Annotated in this window: 17 protein-coding genes; 16 read left to right on the plus strand and 1 reads right to left on the minus strand. The window is 50.8% G+C overall.

Features of this window, described 5'->3' with window-relative positions; translation table 11 throughout:
- Positions 1-7: 7 nt before the first annotated feature.
- From CRO08_RS16860 to CRO08_RS00965, 10 genes are all read left to right on the plus strand, one after another.
- Entirely contained in the window at positions 8-157 is a 150-nt protein-coding gene (locus CRO08_RS16860) for a hypothetical protein (protein WP_176495015.1), read from the plus strand.
- Between the two features lie 199 nt (positions 158-356).
- Positions 357-686 carry a transposase gene (locus CRO08_RS00935; RefSeq protein ID WP_097034692.1) on the plus strand — a complete coding sequence of 110 codons (330 nt, stop codon included), beginning with the start codon at positions 357-359 and terminating at the stop codon, positions 684-686.
- Positions 687-703: 17 nt separating this feature from the next.
- Positions 704-1,552: an IS3 family transposase gene (locus CRO08_RS00940; protein WP_176495013.1), complete on the plus strand. Its 849-nt coding sequence runs from the start codon at positions 704-706 to the stop codon at positions 1,550-1,552.
- A 56-nt stretch (positions 1,553-1,608) separates the two neighbouring features.
- Positions 1,609-4,569: an InlB B-repeat-containing protein gene (locus tag CRO08_RS00945; RefSeq protein ID WP_097034702.1), complete on the plus strand. Its 2,961-nt coding sequence runs from the start codon at positions 1,609-1,611 to the stop codon at positions 4,567-4,569.
- A gap of 182 nt (positions 4,570-4,751) precedes the next feature.
- Complete coding sequence (locus CRO08_RS17220) at positions 4,752-5,726, plus strand: class I tRNA ligase family protein (RefSeq protein WP_255252187.1); 975 nt, start codon at positions 4,752-4,754, stop codon at positions 5,724-5,726.
- A gap of 145 nt (positions 5,727-5,871) precedes the next feature.
- Positions 5,872-6,426: a DUF5915 domain-containing protein gene (locus tag CRO08_RS17225; protein ID WP_255252284.1), complete on the plus strand. Its 555-nt coding sequence runs from the start codon at positions 5,872-5,874 to the stop codon at positions 6,424-6,426.
- A 98-nt stretch (positions 6,427-6,524) separates the two neighbouring features.
- On the plus strand, positions 6,525-6,800 hold the full coding sequence (locus tag CRO08_RS00955) for a UPF0175 family protein (protein ID WP_073113499.1): 276 nt from the start codon (positions 6,525-6,527) through the stop codon (positions 6,798-6,800).
- On the plus strand, positions 6,797-7,297 hold the full coding sequence (locus CRO08_RS00960; RefSeq protein ID WP_097034703.1) for a DUF3368 domain-containing protein: 501 nt from the start codon (positions 6,797-6,799) through the stop codon (positions 7,295-7,297). The genes CRO08_RS00955 and CRO08_RS00960 overlap by 4 nt, the downstream gene beginning before the upstream one ends.
- A 54-nt stretch (positions 7,298-7,351) precedes the next feature.
- Positions 7,352-7,579 carry a hypothetical protein gene (locus tag CRO08_RS16600; RefSeq protein ID WP_141398181.1) on the plus strand — a complete coding sequence of 76 codons (228 nt, stop codon included), beginning with the start codon at positions 7,352-7,354 and terminating at the stop codon, positions 7,577-7,579.
- A 60-nt stretch (positions 7,580-7,639) separates the two neighbouring features.
- A complete protein-coding gene (locus CRO08_RS00965; RefSeq protein WP_097034704.1) occupies positions 7,640-7,855 on the plus strand; it encodes a hypothetical protein in 216 nt (71 codons plus the stop codon).
- 45 nt (positions 7,856-7,900) lie between these two features.
- Here CRO08_RS00965 and CRO08_RS00970 read toward each other — a convergent pair whose 3' ends face one another.
- Positions 7,901-8,851, minus strand: coding sequence for an MBL fold metallo-hydrolase (locus CRO08_RS00970; RefSeq protein ID WP_255252188.1), 951 nt, complete (start codon positions 8,849-8,851; stop codon positions 7,901-7,903).
- Between the two features lie 73 nt (positions 8,852-8,924).
- Between CRO08_RS00970 and CRO08_RS00975 the strand changes: the two genes are divergently transcribed.
- From CRO08_RS00975 to CRO08_RS01000, 6 genes are all read left to right on the plus strand, one after another.
- Positions 8,925-9,743 carry an alpha/beta fold hydrolase gene (locus tag CRO08_RS00975; protein WP_097034705.1) on the plus strand — a complete coding sequence of 273 codons (819 nt, stop codon included), beginning with the start codon at positions 8,925-8,927 and terminating at the stop codon, positions 9,741-9,743.
- Between the two features lie 283 nt (positions 9,744-10,026).
- Positions 10,027-10,914 carry a sulfide/dihydroorotate dehydrogenase-like FAD/NAD-binding protein gene (locus CRO08_RS00980; protein WP_073113492.1) on the plus strand — a complete coding sequence of 296 codons (888 nt, stop codon included), beginning with the start codon at positions 10,027-10,029 and terminating at the stop codon, positions 10,912-10,914.
- Positions 10,914-12,413 (plus strand): NADPH-dependent glutamate synthase, encoded by a 1,500-nt coding sequence (gene gltA, locus CRO08_RS00985; RefSeq protein ID WP_097034706.1) that lies wholly within the window; start codon positions 10,914-10,916, stop codon positions 12,411-12,413. Before CRO08_RS00980 ends, gltA begins: the two co-directional genes overlap by 1 nt.
- A gap of 284 nt (positions 12,414-12,697) precedes the next feature.
- A complete protein-coding gene (locus CRO08_RS00990) occupies positions 12,698-13,381 on the plus strand; it encodes a DUF4956 domain-containing protein (protein WP_097034707.1) in 684 nt (227 codons plus the stop codon).
- A gap of 11 nt (positions 13,382-13,392) precedes the next feature.
- Complete coding sequence (locus CRO08_RS00995; RefSeq protein WP_097034708.1) at positions 13,393-14,493, plus strand: HlyD family secretion protein; 1,101 nt, start codon at positions 13,393-13,395, stop codon at positions 14,491-14,493.
- Entirely contained in the window at positions 14,493-15,872 is a 1,380-nt protein-coding gene (locus tag CRO08_RS01000; RefSeq protein ID WP_097034709.1) for a hypothetical protein, read from the plus strand. Before CRO08_RS00995 ends, CRO08_RS01000 begins: the two co-directional genes overlap by 1 nt.
- The last annotated feature ends 1 nt before the right edge of the window (position 15,873 follow it).

A 15,873-nucleotide genomic window follows, 5' to 3' on the forward strand; every position in this document is an offset into this window, starting at 1 on the left:
CTTAATCATGAAAATCACTAAACTTTACTTAATCATTGTCTCCTTGGTTGCGTTGCTTGCGTGTGATGCGATTGCGGCGGCATGGACTGGTTCTATGTCAGAACCAGAAAACATGAAAAAGTGGACCATGCAGGAGTTTAATAAGAGGGTAGCATAAGCTACTATATTCATTGCGCAACCCCAAAAAGGTAAAACAATGGCAAAAGTCAACTACAACTCCGAGACAAGGGAACAAGTCATCAAACTGGTCCTGAAAGGCGAAAAGTCCGCAAATCAGATAGTGGACCATGCAGGAGTTTAATAAGAGGGTAGCATAAGCTACTATATTCATTGCGCAACCCCCAAAAGGTAAAACAATGGCAAAAATCAACTATAGCTCCGAGACAAGGGAACAGGTCATCAAGCTGGTCCTGAAAGGCGAAAAGTCAGCAAACCAAATAGCCAAGGAACTCGGAATCGGGCCCAATACAGTCGGTCGGTGGGTAAACGAGTACCGCAAGGAACACAACCTGCCGAGCTACCGCGAGGAACGGCGAATCCGCAAGGTGTCCGTCGAGGAACTCGCCGCCAAGAACAGGGAACTGGAAAAACTCCTGAAGAAGCGTGAAAAGGAGCTTGCGGACGAGAAGGAGACGGTAGAGATCCTAAAAAAATCCCTGCACATCTTTATGCGACCACACGACTGAAATGCGAGGCGATACACGTGAACCGCAAGAAATACTCAGTCAGGAAGATGTGCAGAGCCCTAGGAATACCGCAGTGTTCCTACTACCAGTGGTCGCGCCAGCAGGAAAAACGTGCCGAGAAGAAGGCCCGCGAAGAACGGCTTGTCCAGAAGGTCCGCGACACCTTCGAAGAAAACCACCGCGTGTACGGTTGCCCGAAGATGCAGGCGGCACTCCATGACAAGGGTGACGAGGTAAAGGTGTGGAAACTGCGCCGCATCATGCGCGAGAACGGTCTCTATCCGGTCACGCTCAAGAAATGGAAACCCTACCGCAAGGGCAAATGTGACTCCATGTACAGCGAGAACCTGGTGCAGCGGAAGTTCGATCCCGACAGTCTGAACGCCGTCTGGGCCGGCGACATCACCTACGTCAAGACTACGCTTGGCTGGGTGTACCTTGCCGTGGTACTTGACCTATGCAACAAGGAGGCGGTGGGTTATGCCGTGAGCAAGAACATCGACACGGAACTTGTCAAGCGCGCGTTGTCCAATGCCATCATGCAACGCGGCCATCACGACGGACTAATCTTCCATTCCGACCGTGGCGTGCAGTACAGCAGCATGGGCTACCGCACGATGCTCTCGGAGAATGGGATAACGCCCTCGATGAGCGCCCCGGGCTGCCCCTACGACAACGCCTGCATGGAAAGCTTCTTCGCAAGCTTCAAGAAGGAGATGGCCTACAGGCGAGACTTCAAGGACATCGAAGACGTGCGGGAGGCCGTTTTCAGGTACATCGAGCTGTTCTACAACCGGAAACGGCTCCATAGTTCGCTCGGTTACATGACACCGGTGGAATATAGGCTGTCAAAACAGGCTGCCTAGACCACAAGGGTATACCACTTAACAAGAAAAAAGGATATATTTTAACTTAACCGGTAATGAATATGGTTGTTCATGAACCCACTATTAAAAAAACTACAAATCCAAAGATTGATGGCAAGTCATTCTATGTCATCACAACAGCCGATGAACTTGCATGGTTTGCGGACCAGGTTAATGGCGGAAAAACAACGATAAATGCCGTGCTAGGAAATGATATTACTTTTGGCGCGAAAAAAACAACTCGAACAACATATCCTTGGTCGCCAATCGGAGAAGATAATAATCATGCTTTTAACGGTGTTCTTGATGGAGCAGGACATATTATATATGGCCTGTATGCAAGAAATCTTAAATTTACGGGATTAGTAGGTTATTTAGGGAATGATGGTGTTTTGCGTAATCTGAGCCTTCGTAATGGACTACGTGAAAAAAATATTTTTATGGGCAGTGATATACGGATTGCTGCATTTGCTGCGCAGAATTATGGCTTGATAAAAAACTGTTTTAACGCTGATTCGATTTTAGTTGATGAAGAACGAAAAAAAGATTCACTTAATGCAAATATTGGGTCAATAGCAGGGATAAACGATGGAATTATAGAATACGTACAAAATGAGGGTCTTGTAAAAGTAATTACATTTCCTGCTCCTAACGATTACGGCACACCAAAAACCATTTATGGAGGTGGAATTGTCGGACTTAACCGAAAAACGATTAGGAATGCCCAAAATAGAGGGAGTATGCAAATTTCTAACTCTACTTATTACAATTCTTATGGGCGAGGAACATTGCATATTGGTGGTGTTTCTGGTAGAAATAATAGCAATATTAATATGTGCATGAGTGAAGGAAGTATGGAAATCACTTCGTATGTAAGGATAAACTATATCGGTGGAATAAGCGGAACAAACAACAAGGATGCGGTCATAGAAAATTGTGTAAAAAAATCGTCCATATCTTTTTCGCCGGCATACTCTAACGGAGATGTATTTTCATCTAACATGGGAGGTGTGGTTGGCTCTAATTCAGGAAAAGTAAAAAATAGTTTTGTTATTGCTAATAAAATAAAGAGTAGCCGAACAATTGATGTCGGTGCCATTATTGGAAAAAATGAAACCAATACAAGCACCGTGTCAAACACTTACTTTAATGCGGATTCTTTATCGATGAACTCGATAGGTTCCAATTCTGGAACCGCCACAAGTGTGGCGGGAAAATCAACAAAAGATATGCAAAAAGACCAATTCGCTTGGATTCTTAACACGACAAATGGAACGGAAACAAATAGTAGTGTCTGGAGTCGAAATGGTGGATATCCTATATTTGCTGATGAGTCAAATCACGCTATCTATAAAGTCATCTTTAATGATGAAGGCGTGATGACAAATCGTTATACAAATCCAAACAAAGGTTTGGCGACTTTCCCTGAAAATCCAGAACCTGCAGAAGGATTTGTTTTTACTGGATGGTATAATGCTAACGATGTCAGAGTTAAGCCGACAACGGTGTTTACTGCTGATCAAACGATTAATGCTGTTTATGTCGATGCAAGTGAAGTGTTTTGGACTATCAATTTCTTCAATACGGATGCAAAATCAACTTTGCTTGAAACCAAGTCGTATCAGCATGGTAGCGTTGTTGCATATGGAGGCGAAACGCCAACTAAAGAAACAACGGCTCAATACACTTATACATTTAAAGGCTGGGATGTTGAGCCTACAAATGCTGTAGAAGATTTTGACTATCATGCGGTTTATGATTCTACGATACGCTCGTATGTCATTACATTTAATAATTATGATGGAACAAAGATAGAAAGTGAAGCTTTCGAATATGGCAAAATGCCAAGTTGTTCGAAGACGCCATCTCGTGCGACTACAGCTGAATGGAAATATACGCATAAGGGGTGGAAACCTGCTCTTGATTATGTTACAGAAGATGCTTCTTATACGGCATTGTTTGATTCTAGTAAGGTTGAATATAAGGTGACGTTCTTGAATGGGACGACCATCATTGATGAACAGATGGTTCCTTATGGTGGTGCTGCTGTAGCTCCTACAAATGTAGCTCGTGAGGGTTATAAATTTGTTGGTTGGAACGCTACTTTTGCAAATGTGACAGAAAACTTAACGGTTAAGGCTTTGTTTGAAGAATTAATTACCTATATCGTTAAGGTTGTTGGACCAAATGATGAGAAAATAGATAGTGTTAAGGTTGAAGAAAATGAAACCTACGTTTTGCCGACTGCGCCTAAAAAGGATGGCTATACTTTTGATGCTTATTATAATGGTGACAATAAAATCGGAACTGCAGGAACTGAAATCTCGGTTGTAAGTGATATTACTATTACAGCGAAGTATTCGAAGAATCCTGAAAGTAGTTCTAGCAGTGTTGCTAAATCAAGTTCCAGCAGTGCTCCAAAATCATCGAGTTCTGTAAAAAGTAGTAGTTCTATAGCTTTGTCGAGTAGTTCAAGTAAAACAACTTCGTCATCTTCTAACAAAATTGTCATATATGGAAATCTAGAACAAACGCTCGGTATAAACGATTGGATGGAAACAATAATATTTAGAGATGTCCAAAGTTATGTTCGCGAAAGTTATGACATTCCGTTCCTAAAGGTGGAAAAATCTGGAATTGATCTGTCTATTTACGGAACGGTTCCCGAAACCTACAGGGATCTTGTATGTAATGGGACTGTTGAAACGGATTCTTTGACGGTTAACGGCAATGTGTATAAAATCAAGCTAACCATAAGAAACCCGAATAAACCGTGTAATTCTAGTAGTATGCCGATTAGCATATCTGTGAATGCACCGTTTACTGTGAAAGCCCTTAATCGCGGAGTTCAGATTGCGGGAGCAAAAGTTGGTTCTGCTTATGCAATTTTTGACATGCAGGGAAAAGTATTGAAAATGGGGCTCGTTGAATTGGCTAATTTCAATATTGTTATACCGCGGGCAGGCAACTATCTGATACGAATAGAAAATTATACTCAGAAATTTAGCATAAAATAAATTTTCAACAACTTTTTTGGGGACGGGCGTAAGCCCGCCCATTTGCGTTAGGGATAGTGACCCCTTGGGGACAAGACTCGCGAAGCGAGGCTTTGTTCTGGGAGGTGAGCGGCAAGCGTAAGCGCAGCCGATTGCCCCCAGAATATAGCCCGACCTTGCCGTAGTGCAAGGGAACGCCGGAAGTGTTCGACTGCTGGTTTGAATCCGGTTCCATGCCGTATGCCAGCCGCCATTACCCGTTCGAAAACAAGGAACTGGTGGAACGCAGCTTCCCAGCGGACTTCATTGCTGAAGGCCTCGACCAGACCCGCGGTTGGTTCTACACGCTGACGGTGCTTTCGAACGCTCTGTTCCAGAAGCCCGCATTCAAGAACGTGATTGTGAACGGTATTATCTTGGCCGAAGACGGCTCCAAGATGAGTAAGTCCAAGCGCAACTACCCGGACCCGAACGACCTCATCGAACGCACGGGTGCCGACGCTATTCGCTTGTTCATGATCAACTCCGCCGCTTTGAAGGCCGAAGACCTCCGCTTCAGTGAAGAAGGCGTGAAGGGCATCGTGAAGCAGGTGATGTTGCCGCTCTGGAACGCTGTTGCATTCTTTGTCTCGAACCACAACGCCGATGCCGCTAAGGGTCAGCTCACGTGGAAGCCGGGTCAGGAAGTGAAGTCGGATAACGAACTTGACCGCTGGATGCTTGCAACCTTGCAGGATTTGGCCGCCAAGGTTGAAGTGGAAATGAAGGCATACCGCCTGTACAACGTGGTGCCCGCCGTGATTGCCGCGGTCGATGACCTCACGAACTGGTACGTGCGCCGCAGCCGTCGCCGTTTCTGGAAGTCCGAAAACGATGGCGACAAGAACGCCGCCTACGCTACCATGTACAAGGTGCTCGTAGACTTCTCCAAGATTCTCGCCCCGTTCCTCCCGCTCCTCGCCGAAGGAACCGATCAAATCGAGTGCAGAAAAATGCTTGCAATTTTTTTGCCGAGATGCGGGAGGTTGGCCCGAAGGGCAAATCTACCAGATTCTTGTGCGCGAAGTCGATGCCAACGCTCCGGTGAGCGTGCACCTCTGCGAATTCCCGAGCGCCGACAAGTCCCTCATGGACGAAAAGCTCGTGGAACGCATCGCCATGGTGCGTGGCATGGTTGAAATGGGCCGCGTGATTCGTGCAACGAACAACGTAAAGAACCGTATGCCGATTGCAAGCATGACGGTTGTTGCTCACGGTAACGAAGAAAAGAACGTCGCCGAAACGATGAAGGACTTGATCCTCGAAGAACTCAACGTTCGCGAAATGAAGTTCTTGGAAGATGAGACGAAGCTCGTGAAACTTTCTGCTAAGCCGAACTTCCTCGCCATCAAGGCGAAGGGTCCGGATTACGCGAAGAACATGAAGGTGATTTCTGCCAAGCTGAATTCGTTGAGCGTTGACGAAATCAAGGCGCTGCAGAATGGCGAGACGATCAAGTTCGACTTCGGTGAAGTCGGTGCCGACTGCCTGATGCTCAACCGCATCGTGGCCGACGGCATGGCCGTGGAAGCCAACCAGCACTTCACCGTGGCTCTGGACCTCAAGATCACGGACGAACTTCGCCGTGCTTGCGTGGCTCGCGAACTCGTGAACCGCATCCAGAACCGCCGTAAGGACCAGAACTACGCCATCACCGACAAGATTGAAGTGACGCTGTTCTCTGCAAGCGACGTATTCAAGCAGGCCGTCGCGGAGAATGAAGCTTACATCGCCGGCGAGACGCAAGCTGTGAAGATTGCCTGGGCTGCCGCCGCCGATGGCCTCGAAGCCAACGATGCCGACGGCGAAGCATTCAGCTTCACGACGGTAAAAGCGTAAATACTCTCAAAAAGATTCTAAAAACGCTCTTTCCTTGCGAAAGGGCGTTTTCTTTATTTGGTCTTTTGTTTGAAAAAGTGTATATTTATAGATGAGGTATGAATATGCAAACCGCAACAATTGAAATAACGACTGCGATGGAACCTTATGTAAATAAGCGTGACATGTGGCTGAAGCAACGTGCGATGCTCCTGTACCCCTATATCCAGAACGGGACGATTTCGCATGGCCGTGCCGCCGAGATTCTTGAAATGGACAAGTGGTCTCTAATCCAGCTGTATGGTTCTATGGGCATTCCGTATATTGACATGGACGAAGCGGAACTTGAACGCGACATTGCAAACGCTTTGGCTGCTTGCGGAGAGTCTAAGTGATAGTTGTCTCTGACACGACTCCATTATTGACTCTGTTCAAAATTGGACGGATTGATGTTTTGAATAAACTATATAATTCCGTTCACATCCCTTTTGCTGTATTTGAAGAATTGACTCGCAATACTGAATACCCTGAAGAAGCAGAGTATTTTAGGAATTGCCCGTTTTTAGAAGTCCATTCGGAGCTTTCCGCAGAAAGAGTATCTCTATTGCAACGGGCGACTGGTTTGGACCTGGGCGAAAGCGAAGCGATTATCTTGGCAGACGAAAAACAACCGAGTCTTTTGCTAATTGATGAAAGCAAAGGCCGTGTTGTAGCCGAGAGTATGAAACTGACCATTACCGGAAGCATAGGCATTCTCTTTGCTGCATATCAGAAGAAGTTGCTTACTGCAGATGAAATTGACCAAAGCGTTACTATGCTTAGGGGCATGAACCGCTTTATCGGTGAAAAACTTTTTAATTTGCTGTTGTCGTTGGTCCACGATAATAAATGAAGTTTGTTAGGAACCTGATTTTTGTTTTAGCTTTGCTTTGGCCCGGGTATTTCGATGGCAGAGGAATCGGCATATCAAAAATCAGATAATTACTACTGCATTTTAGATGGCTTTTCACCGACGCTTTGGGGATGGTCTATTGGCGGTGGACCATATATAGTTTCTGGCGGGATAGATTTTGTAATTGGCGCATCCGCTATTTTGTACGAAACTGCTAGACCAGATTCTTTGATAGGATTTGGGGAACCAACCAATGAGCTCATGTGGACCAATCGAATTTGATTGATTTATGATTTTGATAATGATCAAGTGGGATTCTATTTTCAGCCCAATTTGCGTTATATGTTTGAAAACATGATATTCACGGTTACCTCTGGTCCAGAAATTGTATGGGCATACAAAACTGGATTTGACTACGGATGGTCTGTCCGTATAGGAGGACTTGCGGGATTAGGCTTTGGTTCTCACGAATTTGGTTATTTAATCAATTCCAAAAAAGTGTATTATACATTTTCCCTTGATATTACATTGGGCTTTTTGGCTGCATTGTCCATTTAGCCCCTATTGGTCGTCCTGCGGGTTCCCTCCAAGGTGACAATAGGGCTATTCCGCGAATCCCGGAGGGGGCAGGTGCATGCCGGCCATCAGGAGTTTGTTGTCGCGGGCGTATTGCATAATGCGCTTACGGCTCTCGGCGGATTTCGGCTTGTCCATGTCGTAGTTGGAATTGACTTCGGGGTGGTCCTTCTGCAGGGCGTAACCGTGCATCAGGTCGCCGACGATCATCAGGTTCGCTAGCTGGAAGGCGGTGTGGCCGGGCGTATGTCCGACGGCGTCCATCGCGAGCACTCCGTGGGGGAGGCTGTCGCCGAAGGCGAACAGGTGCAGGCTATCCTTGTAGAGCGCCATGATGTTCTTCTGCAAATCGTTTTTCGGGATGTCGTTCATCCAGGCGTCGTATTCCACCTTGCCCGCATATACGGCGGCGTTCTTGAAAACCTTCGTGTCGTTGCCGGCATCATCCTTTGCGACAAGGCCCGAGATGTGGTCCACATGGAAATGCGTGAGGTAGACAAGCCCGATGCTGTCGGGGTTCACGCCGAGCGCGGCAAGGCGGTTCATGAGCTGCCCGCCGAATGCCCCGAGGCCTGCGTCGAACAGAATGTACTTGCCGTCCACGTTCACGAGGAAGGTGCTCACGCTGGCCGGGATGCCGTCGGGCATGTTCAGACTGTTGTAGAGCGAGTCGCTGGCGTCGCTGAAGAGGCTCCGTGGGTTCAGTTTTTCGCCCTCGTTGTCCTGAATCCAGGTGACCGTCGCGCCGTTTGCGAGGGTTATGGTTTTCGTACCTTCGACCTGTGCGAAGGTTGCTGAGCCAGCCGAAGCATCGGCAGCGGGCGTCTCGGATTCCGCGACAGCAGTATTTGCCGGTGCGGCAGTTTCAACGCCCGCAGTTTCTGCGGTGGCGGTTTCCTTGGCGGTCTTGGTGTCGCTGCAGGCGGCGACAAGCATCGAAAGCGAGATGGTTCCGAGGATAGCGAAAATTTTGTTCATGGTGACTCCTTGACACTGTAATAATAAGAAAAAACGGCTTTCGTTCGCAAGATATGTATCTATCTTTTACACCATGAGCGAAGAACTTGTACAGTGTGTCCGCACCGACGGATTTGAAATGGAATACGCGAAGTTCGGGAACGGCCCGCGCGCCCTCGTGATTATTCCCGGGCTTGCCATCAAGAGCGTGATGAAATCCGCAGCCTCCCTGCAGGTGCCCTACAAGATGTTCACCGAGGGCTATACGCTCTACTTCTTTGACCGTCGCAAGGACGTGGACCCGGGTTACTCCCTCGAGGAGATGGCTCGCGACCAGGTGCTTGCCATGCAGGCGCTCGGCCTCAAGGACGTGGCGCTCTACGGCGTTTCGCAGGGTGGCATGGTAGCCCAGCATATCGCGGCGACGCACCCGGAACTCGTGTGGAAGCTCGTGCTCGGCTGTTCGACTTCCAAGCCGGAGCCGCAACAGCTTGAAGTCATCGGGAACTGGGCGCGCCTTGCCCGCGCGCACGACCGTGAAGGCCTAGTGGCAGCCTTCATCCGCGACTGCTTCTCGTCGAAGTTTGCCGAACGCTACAGCCGCGCACTCCGTGCCATGTACAAGGACGTTTCCGAAGCTGAAATGGACCGCTTCGCCGTATTCGCCCGCGAATGTGACAACGTGGATACCGGCGATATGCTCGCAAGCATCAAGTGCCCCGTGCTCGTGCTTGCCGCGAGCGAAGACCGCGTTGTTTTGCCCATCGCATCCGACAAGATCGTGGAAAAGCTGAGGGCCGCAAATGTCCCCTACGAGTACGAGATTTTCGAGGGCTACGGCCACGCCGCTTTTGATGAAATCAAGGAATACAAGGACCGCATATTGCAGTTCTTGCTGAAAGAGATTCCATAAATAAACTTATTTCTGCTTGAAATAAACGGTCATAACCCTGCGATAAACAGTCTTATAAGTGGAAGGCGTCGGCCAAAATCCATAAAATACGGCCTTCGCAGTAGTGTGCAAACGAGTGTCGCAGCGGCAAGTTTACTTGCCGATATGACCGAGTGCAGCCACGGACGCCGTAGGCGTCCACTCTGAGCTGGGGCCCCTCCCGCAAGAATTAAACTAAAAGAAGCCTCTTTTTCATGAAAAAGTCCTTTCTGACCAGAAGGACTTTTTTATTTTTGTTCCCACTATGGCAAAAATTCTCTTTAAAAAACAGTTATCTCCTGCGGTATTCCAATTCCGCGTCGAGGCCCCGCTGATCGCCCAAGAGCGTAAGGCCGGCCAGTTCATCATCCTCCAGACGAACAAGGACAACGGCGAACGCGTGCCCCTCACCATCGCCGATGCCGATACGACTGAAGGCTCCATCACCCTGATTTTCCAGACCGTCGGTAAGACCACCACCGAACTCTCCAAGTTCGAAGTCGGTGACGATATCCCGGTGCTCGTGGGCCCGCTGGGTTCCCCGACCCACATCGAGAATTTTGGCCACGTGGTTTGCGTGTGCGGTGGCGTGGGTATTGCCCCGATGCACCCGATCGTGCAGGCCATGAAGAAGGCCGGCAACAAGGTCACCATCATCATGGGTGCTCGTAACGAGAGCCTGTTCCTCATGAAGGAAGAAATGACCGCCCTCGCCGACGAAATCATTTTCATGACCGACGACGGCTCCTACGGTCGCAAGGGTCTCGTGACCGAACCGCTGAAGGAACTCTGCGAAGACACCAAGGGCAAGCCCGACATGGTGCTCGCCATCGGTCCTCCGATCATGATGAAGTTCTGCGCCCTCACCACCAAGCCCTACGGCGTGAAGACCGTGGTGAGCCTCAACAGCATCATGGTGGACGGGACCGGCATGTGCGGTGGCTGCCGCGTAACTATCGGCGGCAAGACGAAGTTCGTCTGCGTCGATGGCCCTGAATTCGACGGCCACGAAGTGGACTGGAACAACATGCTCCAGCGCATGGGCGCCTTCAAGCCCCAGGAACAGGAAGCCTTGCACCGCTTCGGTGCCAATGACGGCCACAAGTGCAACATTGATAAGATGGCTGACGCAAAGGCCAAGGAGAGCAAGTAATGTCTGAACATTTGACTCGTGAACAGTTGGACGCCGCCGCCAAGGTGGAACTTGAAAAGATTAATGCCCTTCCGAAGCCGCTCAAGCCCAAGGACAAGACTGCTATTCCGGCTCAGCCCATGCCGCAGCTGGAACCCAGCTACCGCGCCCGCGTGATGGAAGAAGTGGCCCAGGGTTACACCGAAGCTCAGGCTATCGTGGAAGCTAACCGCTGCCTCGCTTGTAAGAACCAGCCTTGCGTTGAAAGCTGCCCGGTGCACATCGACATTCCGGCCTTCATCGCAAAGATTGCCGAAGGTGACTTCAAGGCCGCTATCGCGAAGATTAAGGAAACCAGCTTGCTCCCGGCAATCTGCGGCCGTGTTTGCCCGCAGGAACGCCAGTGCCAGATGAACTGCACCATGGGCAAGATGCACAAGGACGTGAACCAGGCTGTGGCTATCGGTCGCCTGGAACGCTTTGCTGCCGACTACGAACGCAACAACGGTGGCGCCTCTGTGCCGGCCGTGAAGCCCGCTACTGGCAAGAAGGTTGCCGTGATCGGTTCCGGTCCTGCCGGCTTGGTCGTCGCTGCCGACGTTCGCCGCGAAGGCCACGACGTGACCATCTTTGAAGCCTTCCACAAGCTGGGTGGTGTGGTCCGCTACGGTATTCCTGAATTCCGTCTGCCCAAGAAAATTGTGGACAACGAAATCGAATCTCTCGCTGCCATGGGCGTGAAGTTCGAGACCAACTTTGTGATTGGCCGTACCCGCAAGCTCAAGGACCTGATTGAAAAGGACGGTTTTGATGCCGTGTTCGTCGGTACTGGTGCCGGTCTTCCGCTGTTCATGAACATCGAAGGTGAAAACCTGGTGGGTGTGTTCGCCGCTAACGAATACCTGACCCGTGCCAACCTCATGCGCGCTTACGACAAGGAACATGCCGATACTCCGATGTGGCCCGGCAAGAACGTGGTGGTTCTCGGTGGCGGTAACGTCGCTATGGACGCTGCCCGTATGGCTCTCCGCTTGGGTGCCGAAAAGGTCCGCATCGTTTACCGCCGCAGCATGAACGAACTTCCGGCCCGTAAGGAAGAAGTTCTCCATGCCCAGGAAGAGGGTGTCGAATTCTGCGTCTTGCAGAACCCGGCCAAGATTCTTGGCGACGAAGCCGGCCACGTACGCGGCATGCTCGTCGACAAGTACGAGCTGGGTGAACCCGACGAAAAGGGTCGTCCGCGTCCGGTCAAGATCGAAGGTGCAAGCTTCGAAATCGAATGCGACACCGTGCTCGTTGCTATCGGTAACGGTTCCAACCCGCTTATCAGCAACACCACGCCGGAACTCTCTGTGGACAAGAAGGGTCACATCCTTCTCGAAGATGCAACCGCCAACAAGACCTTCATGGAGAAGGTTTATGCCGGTGGTGACATCGTGCTGGGTGCCGCAACCGTGATTCTCGCCATGGGTGAGGGGCGTCGTGCAGCAGCGGGAATAAATGAATTCCTGAAGAAGTAATTCTTCCTCAAATCTTGGATTTGAAAAAAGGATGGCCTTGCGGCCATCTTTTTTTATGGAACGAACTGTTCCGAAAAAATACCGCTTTTTGATGTTCTCTTTTACAACGGAGAATGCTTTATTAACGCATCTTTACAAGGATTTTCGGGAGTTTTTATCTATTTTTCGGATGAAACGTTATTATAATGGCTCTTTGTTGACCCATTTTTACAAGAAAATGCCCTAAAAACGGCGTTATTTAAGTAGATTATGGGAACAAAAAGCAAACCTATATGGAGTAAAACATGCTTGACCTTCTTGCGGTCCAGTCCAGCACGACCAACGCGACTCTCATCACGCTGGTCTATACCCTTACGCTGGCTTTTATCCTTTCTTCCATCATCGGCTGGACGTACGAAAAGACGTTCCTCGGCCTTTCCTATTCCCGCAACTTCGTCCAGGGCATTGTCCTGAGTTCTGTCGCGGCTGCGATGATTATGCAGGCCATCGGCGATAACGTCGGGCGCGGCCTCGGTATGATGGGTGCTCTCTCGGTGGTCCGCTTCCGTACGAGTTTCAAGGATCCGCGCGATATCATGTTCATATTCGCCTCGCTGGGTGCGGGTATCGGATGTGGCGTGTATGCCTGGGGTGCCGCTGCCGGCGGTACGATTGCCTTCTGCTGTGTCGCCTTCCTGCTTTCGCGTACGGGCCTCGGCACCAAGCACTTCTTTGACGGCATGCTCCGCTTCGCTCTCCCGAACGAAGGCCCGGTCCGCGAGCAGGTCGAACACATCATGAAGACGAGTCTCAAGACGTTCATCCTTATCACCATGCGCGAAGTCGATGGCGGTACCCGCCTTGACGTGGCCTACCAGGTGCGCCTGAGGGCGACGAAGCCCGCGGCGGAAATCCTGAACGATCTTTCCAAGCTGGAAGGCATCTCGGACGTGCAGTTCATGATGCAGGACGCCACTACTGAGATGTAAGGAGATAGAAAATGCGTTTTTTGGAAGATCTCCTTGATAATTTCTGGAATACCCACAAGAACAATGCGGGCGTGGCCTACGTCTACGGCCACAAGCTTTCCATTGCATGGGTTGTCTGCGTTATCCTGGCTATCGTGGTCGGGTTTGTCTACCAGGGCAAGGTCGCCATGTTCAGGGGTATCGCCGAGGCGAGCGAAACAATCATCAGCGTGCCCAGTGCTACCGAGATTGTGAAGGTGCATGTGGTTCCCGGCCAGGAAATCCATGCGGGCGATACGATTGTCCAGATCAACCGCCCCGACCTGACTCTCCGCATTGCCGAACTTACCCGCGAGATTGATGCGCTCGAAGGCCGCAGCAACCTGAGTTCCGCCGAAATTGACCAGAAGGTGGCCGACGTGAAGGCGAACCTCGAGACCCGCCGCCTGACCCTCACTGCAGAAATCCGCAACCTCGAAGCCGAATACAACAGCAACAAGGCTATTTCTGCAAAGCTCAAGAGCCTCTCGAACTCCAAATCCCAGAGCGACGGCAACGACGCGATGGCGATGCGCATCAAGAGCCTCAAGAATGAACTCGCCCTTGCCACCAAGAGCGCGAACGAGCAGATTGCCCTCCTCCGCGGTAGCAGCAAGCTCCAGAAGGCGAGCGGCAAGAACGAAGCCGAGAACCTCAAGAAGGAACTTGAGGAAATGCAGAAGCAGCAGGAAGAACTTATCCAGATTGCGAAGGAAGACTGGGTCGTGGGCGACGTGAACGTGCGTGACGGCGAAAAGGTGTCTAGCTTTGCTCCGATCGTGACGCTGACCCACAAGTCCCCGACGCTCGTGCGCGGCTACATCAACGAACAGATTTACCAGAATATGGACCTGGGCGAGGCCGTGAAGGTCACTACGCTTGCCGGTACGGGCAAGGCCGTGGTGGGCGAGGTCGTCGGTCTTTCGAGCCGTATCGTCGCTTTCCCGGAACGCATGTGGAAGATGCCCGAGATGCCGGTCTACGGCCGTGAAGTGACCATCAAGATTCCCGAAAACAATCCGTTCCTGCTGGGCGAGATGGTGACCATTTCTGAAACTAGCGGAAAGAAACTCAAGAAGAACGAGAACAAGTAATGAAACGCATTGCAGTCCTCCCCGCCATGCTTGCGGCAGCCGTATTCGCGGAACCGCTCACATGGGATAAGCTTGTAGAATCGGCCAAGAACGACCCCCGCTACGAGGCGGCGCAGAAGCGTTCCGAGGCCACCTCGGGCGAACGGAATACGAAACTCTGGGACAAGTTGGAACTCCGTTACCAGCTTGACGGGTTCAGTTTTGCAAAGCACGATTTTGAACTGCGCATGAGTCCGAAGACCTTCGGCGAAAGCAGTGCCGACAAGGAAAGGGCCGATGCCGTAAGGAATTACGAGAAGGCGAGGTTCGGCGTCGAACGTTCTTTGTTGCTCTTTGACCGTTACGAACGTGGCGTGCGTTACGTGATGCGCAAGAAGATTAACGAGATTAACAAGCAGTTGCTGCAGGTAAATGCCGACCGCATAGAAGTGCTGCACATGAAGTCGGGCTCTGCCTCGTTCAGTGCCGAAGACCTGATGTCTACGCTCGAGAAGGGTGCAACCATCAAGGCGGATTTGCTTTCGGACAGCACGGCGCTCCGCGATGCGGAACTCAAGATGAAAATCTGGGTGCCCGATTTCGAAGGCGTCGATCTGGATTCGTCGTTCCTCCCCACGATGGAAGAACTTGCGCAGAACCTCTCGAACGGCGTGGAAGTGAACGAGAACTTCCCGCTGGTGGCGATGGCCCGCGGCAAGCGCGACAGTGAAGTGGCGCAGGCCAAGCAGGACGTGAGCAAGGGCCGCGACTACATCTCGCATATCGGTATCGGGTACTCCCTGCAGATTGAATCCCTGATGGAAAAGTACAAGGACCTGGATGCCACCGATGTTTTTGGTACGGGCGCTTATAAGGATTATGAGCAAGAATTCAAAGAAAAGACGGGCTGTGCCAGCGCTGTCAATTGCCCGAACGTTGCAACAATCCTCGTCCCTGACAAGGACAGTCGCAAGACTGCCGACAAGTTCTTCGTGAACCTCGCGTTCCGCCTGCCGTTCTTCGACAGCGGGAAGGATGCCGACCTCAAGCTCCAGGTGGCAAAGCTCGACGCCGAGAGCGACTACCTCGCCGACGTGCGTGACATCAACCAGAAGGTGGCGCGCCTCACCGAAGAAGTGCTCGCTCTGATTGGCCAGTGGAAGGTGCAGAAGGAATTCGTGGAACAGGTGAACGCGAGCGGGTTCATGGAACAGTTCGCCCGCAATGCCGGTTCCGACCCGTTGCTGCTCCTGCGTGCAAAGGAAAGCGCGCTCGAAAGCAACATGAAGGCGGTCAAGCTCGAATACGATATCTTTGCCCGTTATCTTGAACTGCTCAACTACGCAGGCATCCTTGCCCGCGAAAACAGCGCAAACCACCTGCGCGAGGCTCTGAAGTAGT

This window comes from Fibrobacter sp. UWT3, assembly GCF_900230125.1.
In the GTDB taxonomy this organism is placed as follows: domain Bacteria; phylum Fibrobacterota; class Fibrobacteria; order Fibrobacterales; family Fibrobacteraceae; genus Fibrobacter.

What these genes read in the sequence shown, in the direction of transcription:
- CRO08_RS16860 (WP_176495015.1), top strand. Translation starts at nt 8, where the DNA reads ATGAAAATCACTAAACTTTACTTAATCATTGTCTCCTTGGTTGCGTTG.
- CRO08_RS00935 (WP_097034692.1), top strand. Translation starts at nt 357, where the DNA reads ATGGCAAAAATCAACTATAGCTCCGAGACAAGGGAACAGGTCATCAAG.
- CRO08_RS00945 (WP_097034702.1), top strand. Translation starts at nt 1,609, where the DNA reads ATGAATATGGTTGTTCATGAACCCACTATTAAAAAAACTACAAATCCA.
- CRO08_RS17225 (WP_255252284.1), top strand. Translation starts at nt 5,872, where the DNA reads ATGAAGTTCTTGGAAGATGAGACGAAGCTCGTGAAACTTTCTGCTAAG.
- CRO08_RS00955 (WP_073113499.1), top strand. Translation starts at nt 6,525, where the DNA reads ATGAATATGCAAACCGCAACAATTGAAATAACGACTGCGATGGAACCT.
- CRO08_RS16600 (WP_141398181.1), top strand. Translation starts at nt 7,352, where the DNA reads ATGGCAGAGGAATCGGCATATCAAAAATCAGATAATTACTACTGCATT.
- CRO08_RS00965 (WP_097034704.1), top strand. Translation starts at nt 7,640, where the DNA reads ATGTTTGAAAACATGATATTCACGGTTACCTCTGGTCCAGAAATTGTA.
- CRO08_RS00970 (WP_255252188.1), bottom strand. Translation starts at nt 8,851, where the DNA reads ATGAACAAAATTTTCGCTATCCTCGGAACCATCTCGCTTTCGATGCTT.
- CRO08_RS00975 (WP_097034705.1), top strand. Translation starts at nt 8,925, where the DNA reads ATGAGCGAAGAACTTGTACAGTGTGTCCGCACCGACGGATTTGAAATG.
- CRO08_RS00980 (WP_073113492.1), top strand. Translation starts at nt 10,027, where the DNA reads ATGGCAAAAATTCTCTTTAAAAAACAGTTATCTCCTGCGGTATTCCAA.
- gltA (WP_097034706.1), top strand. Translation starts at nt 10,914, where the DNA reads ATGTCTGAACATTTGACTCGTGAACAGTTGGACGCCGCCGCCAAGGTG.
- CRO08_RS00990 (WP_097034707.1), top strand. Translation starts at nt 12,698, where the DNA reads ATGCTTGACCTTCTTGCGGTCCAGTCCAGCACGACCAACGCGACTCTC.
- CRO08_RS00995 (WP_097034708.1), top strand. Translation starts at nt 13,393, where the DNA reads ATGCGTTTTTTGGAAGATCTCCTTGATAATTTCTGGAATACCCACAAG.
- CRO08_RS01000 (WP_097034709.1), top strand. Translation starts at nt 14,493, where the DNA reads ATGAAACGCATTGCAGTCCTCCCCGCCATGCTTGCGGCAGCCGTATTC.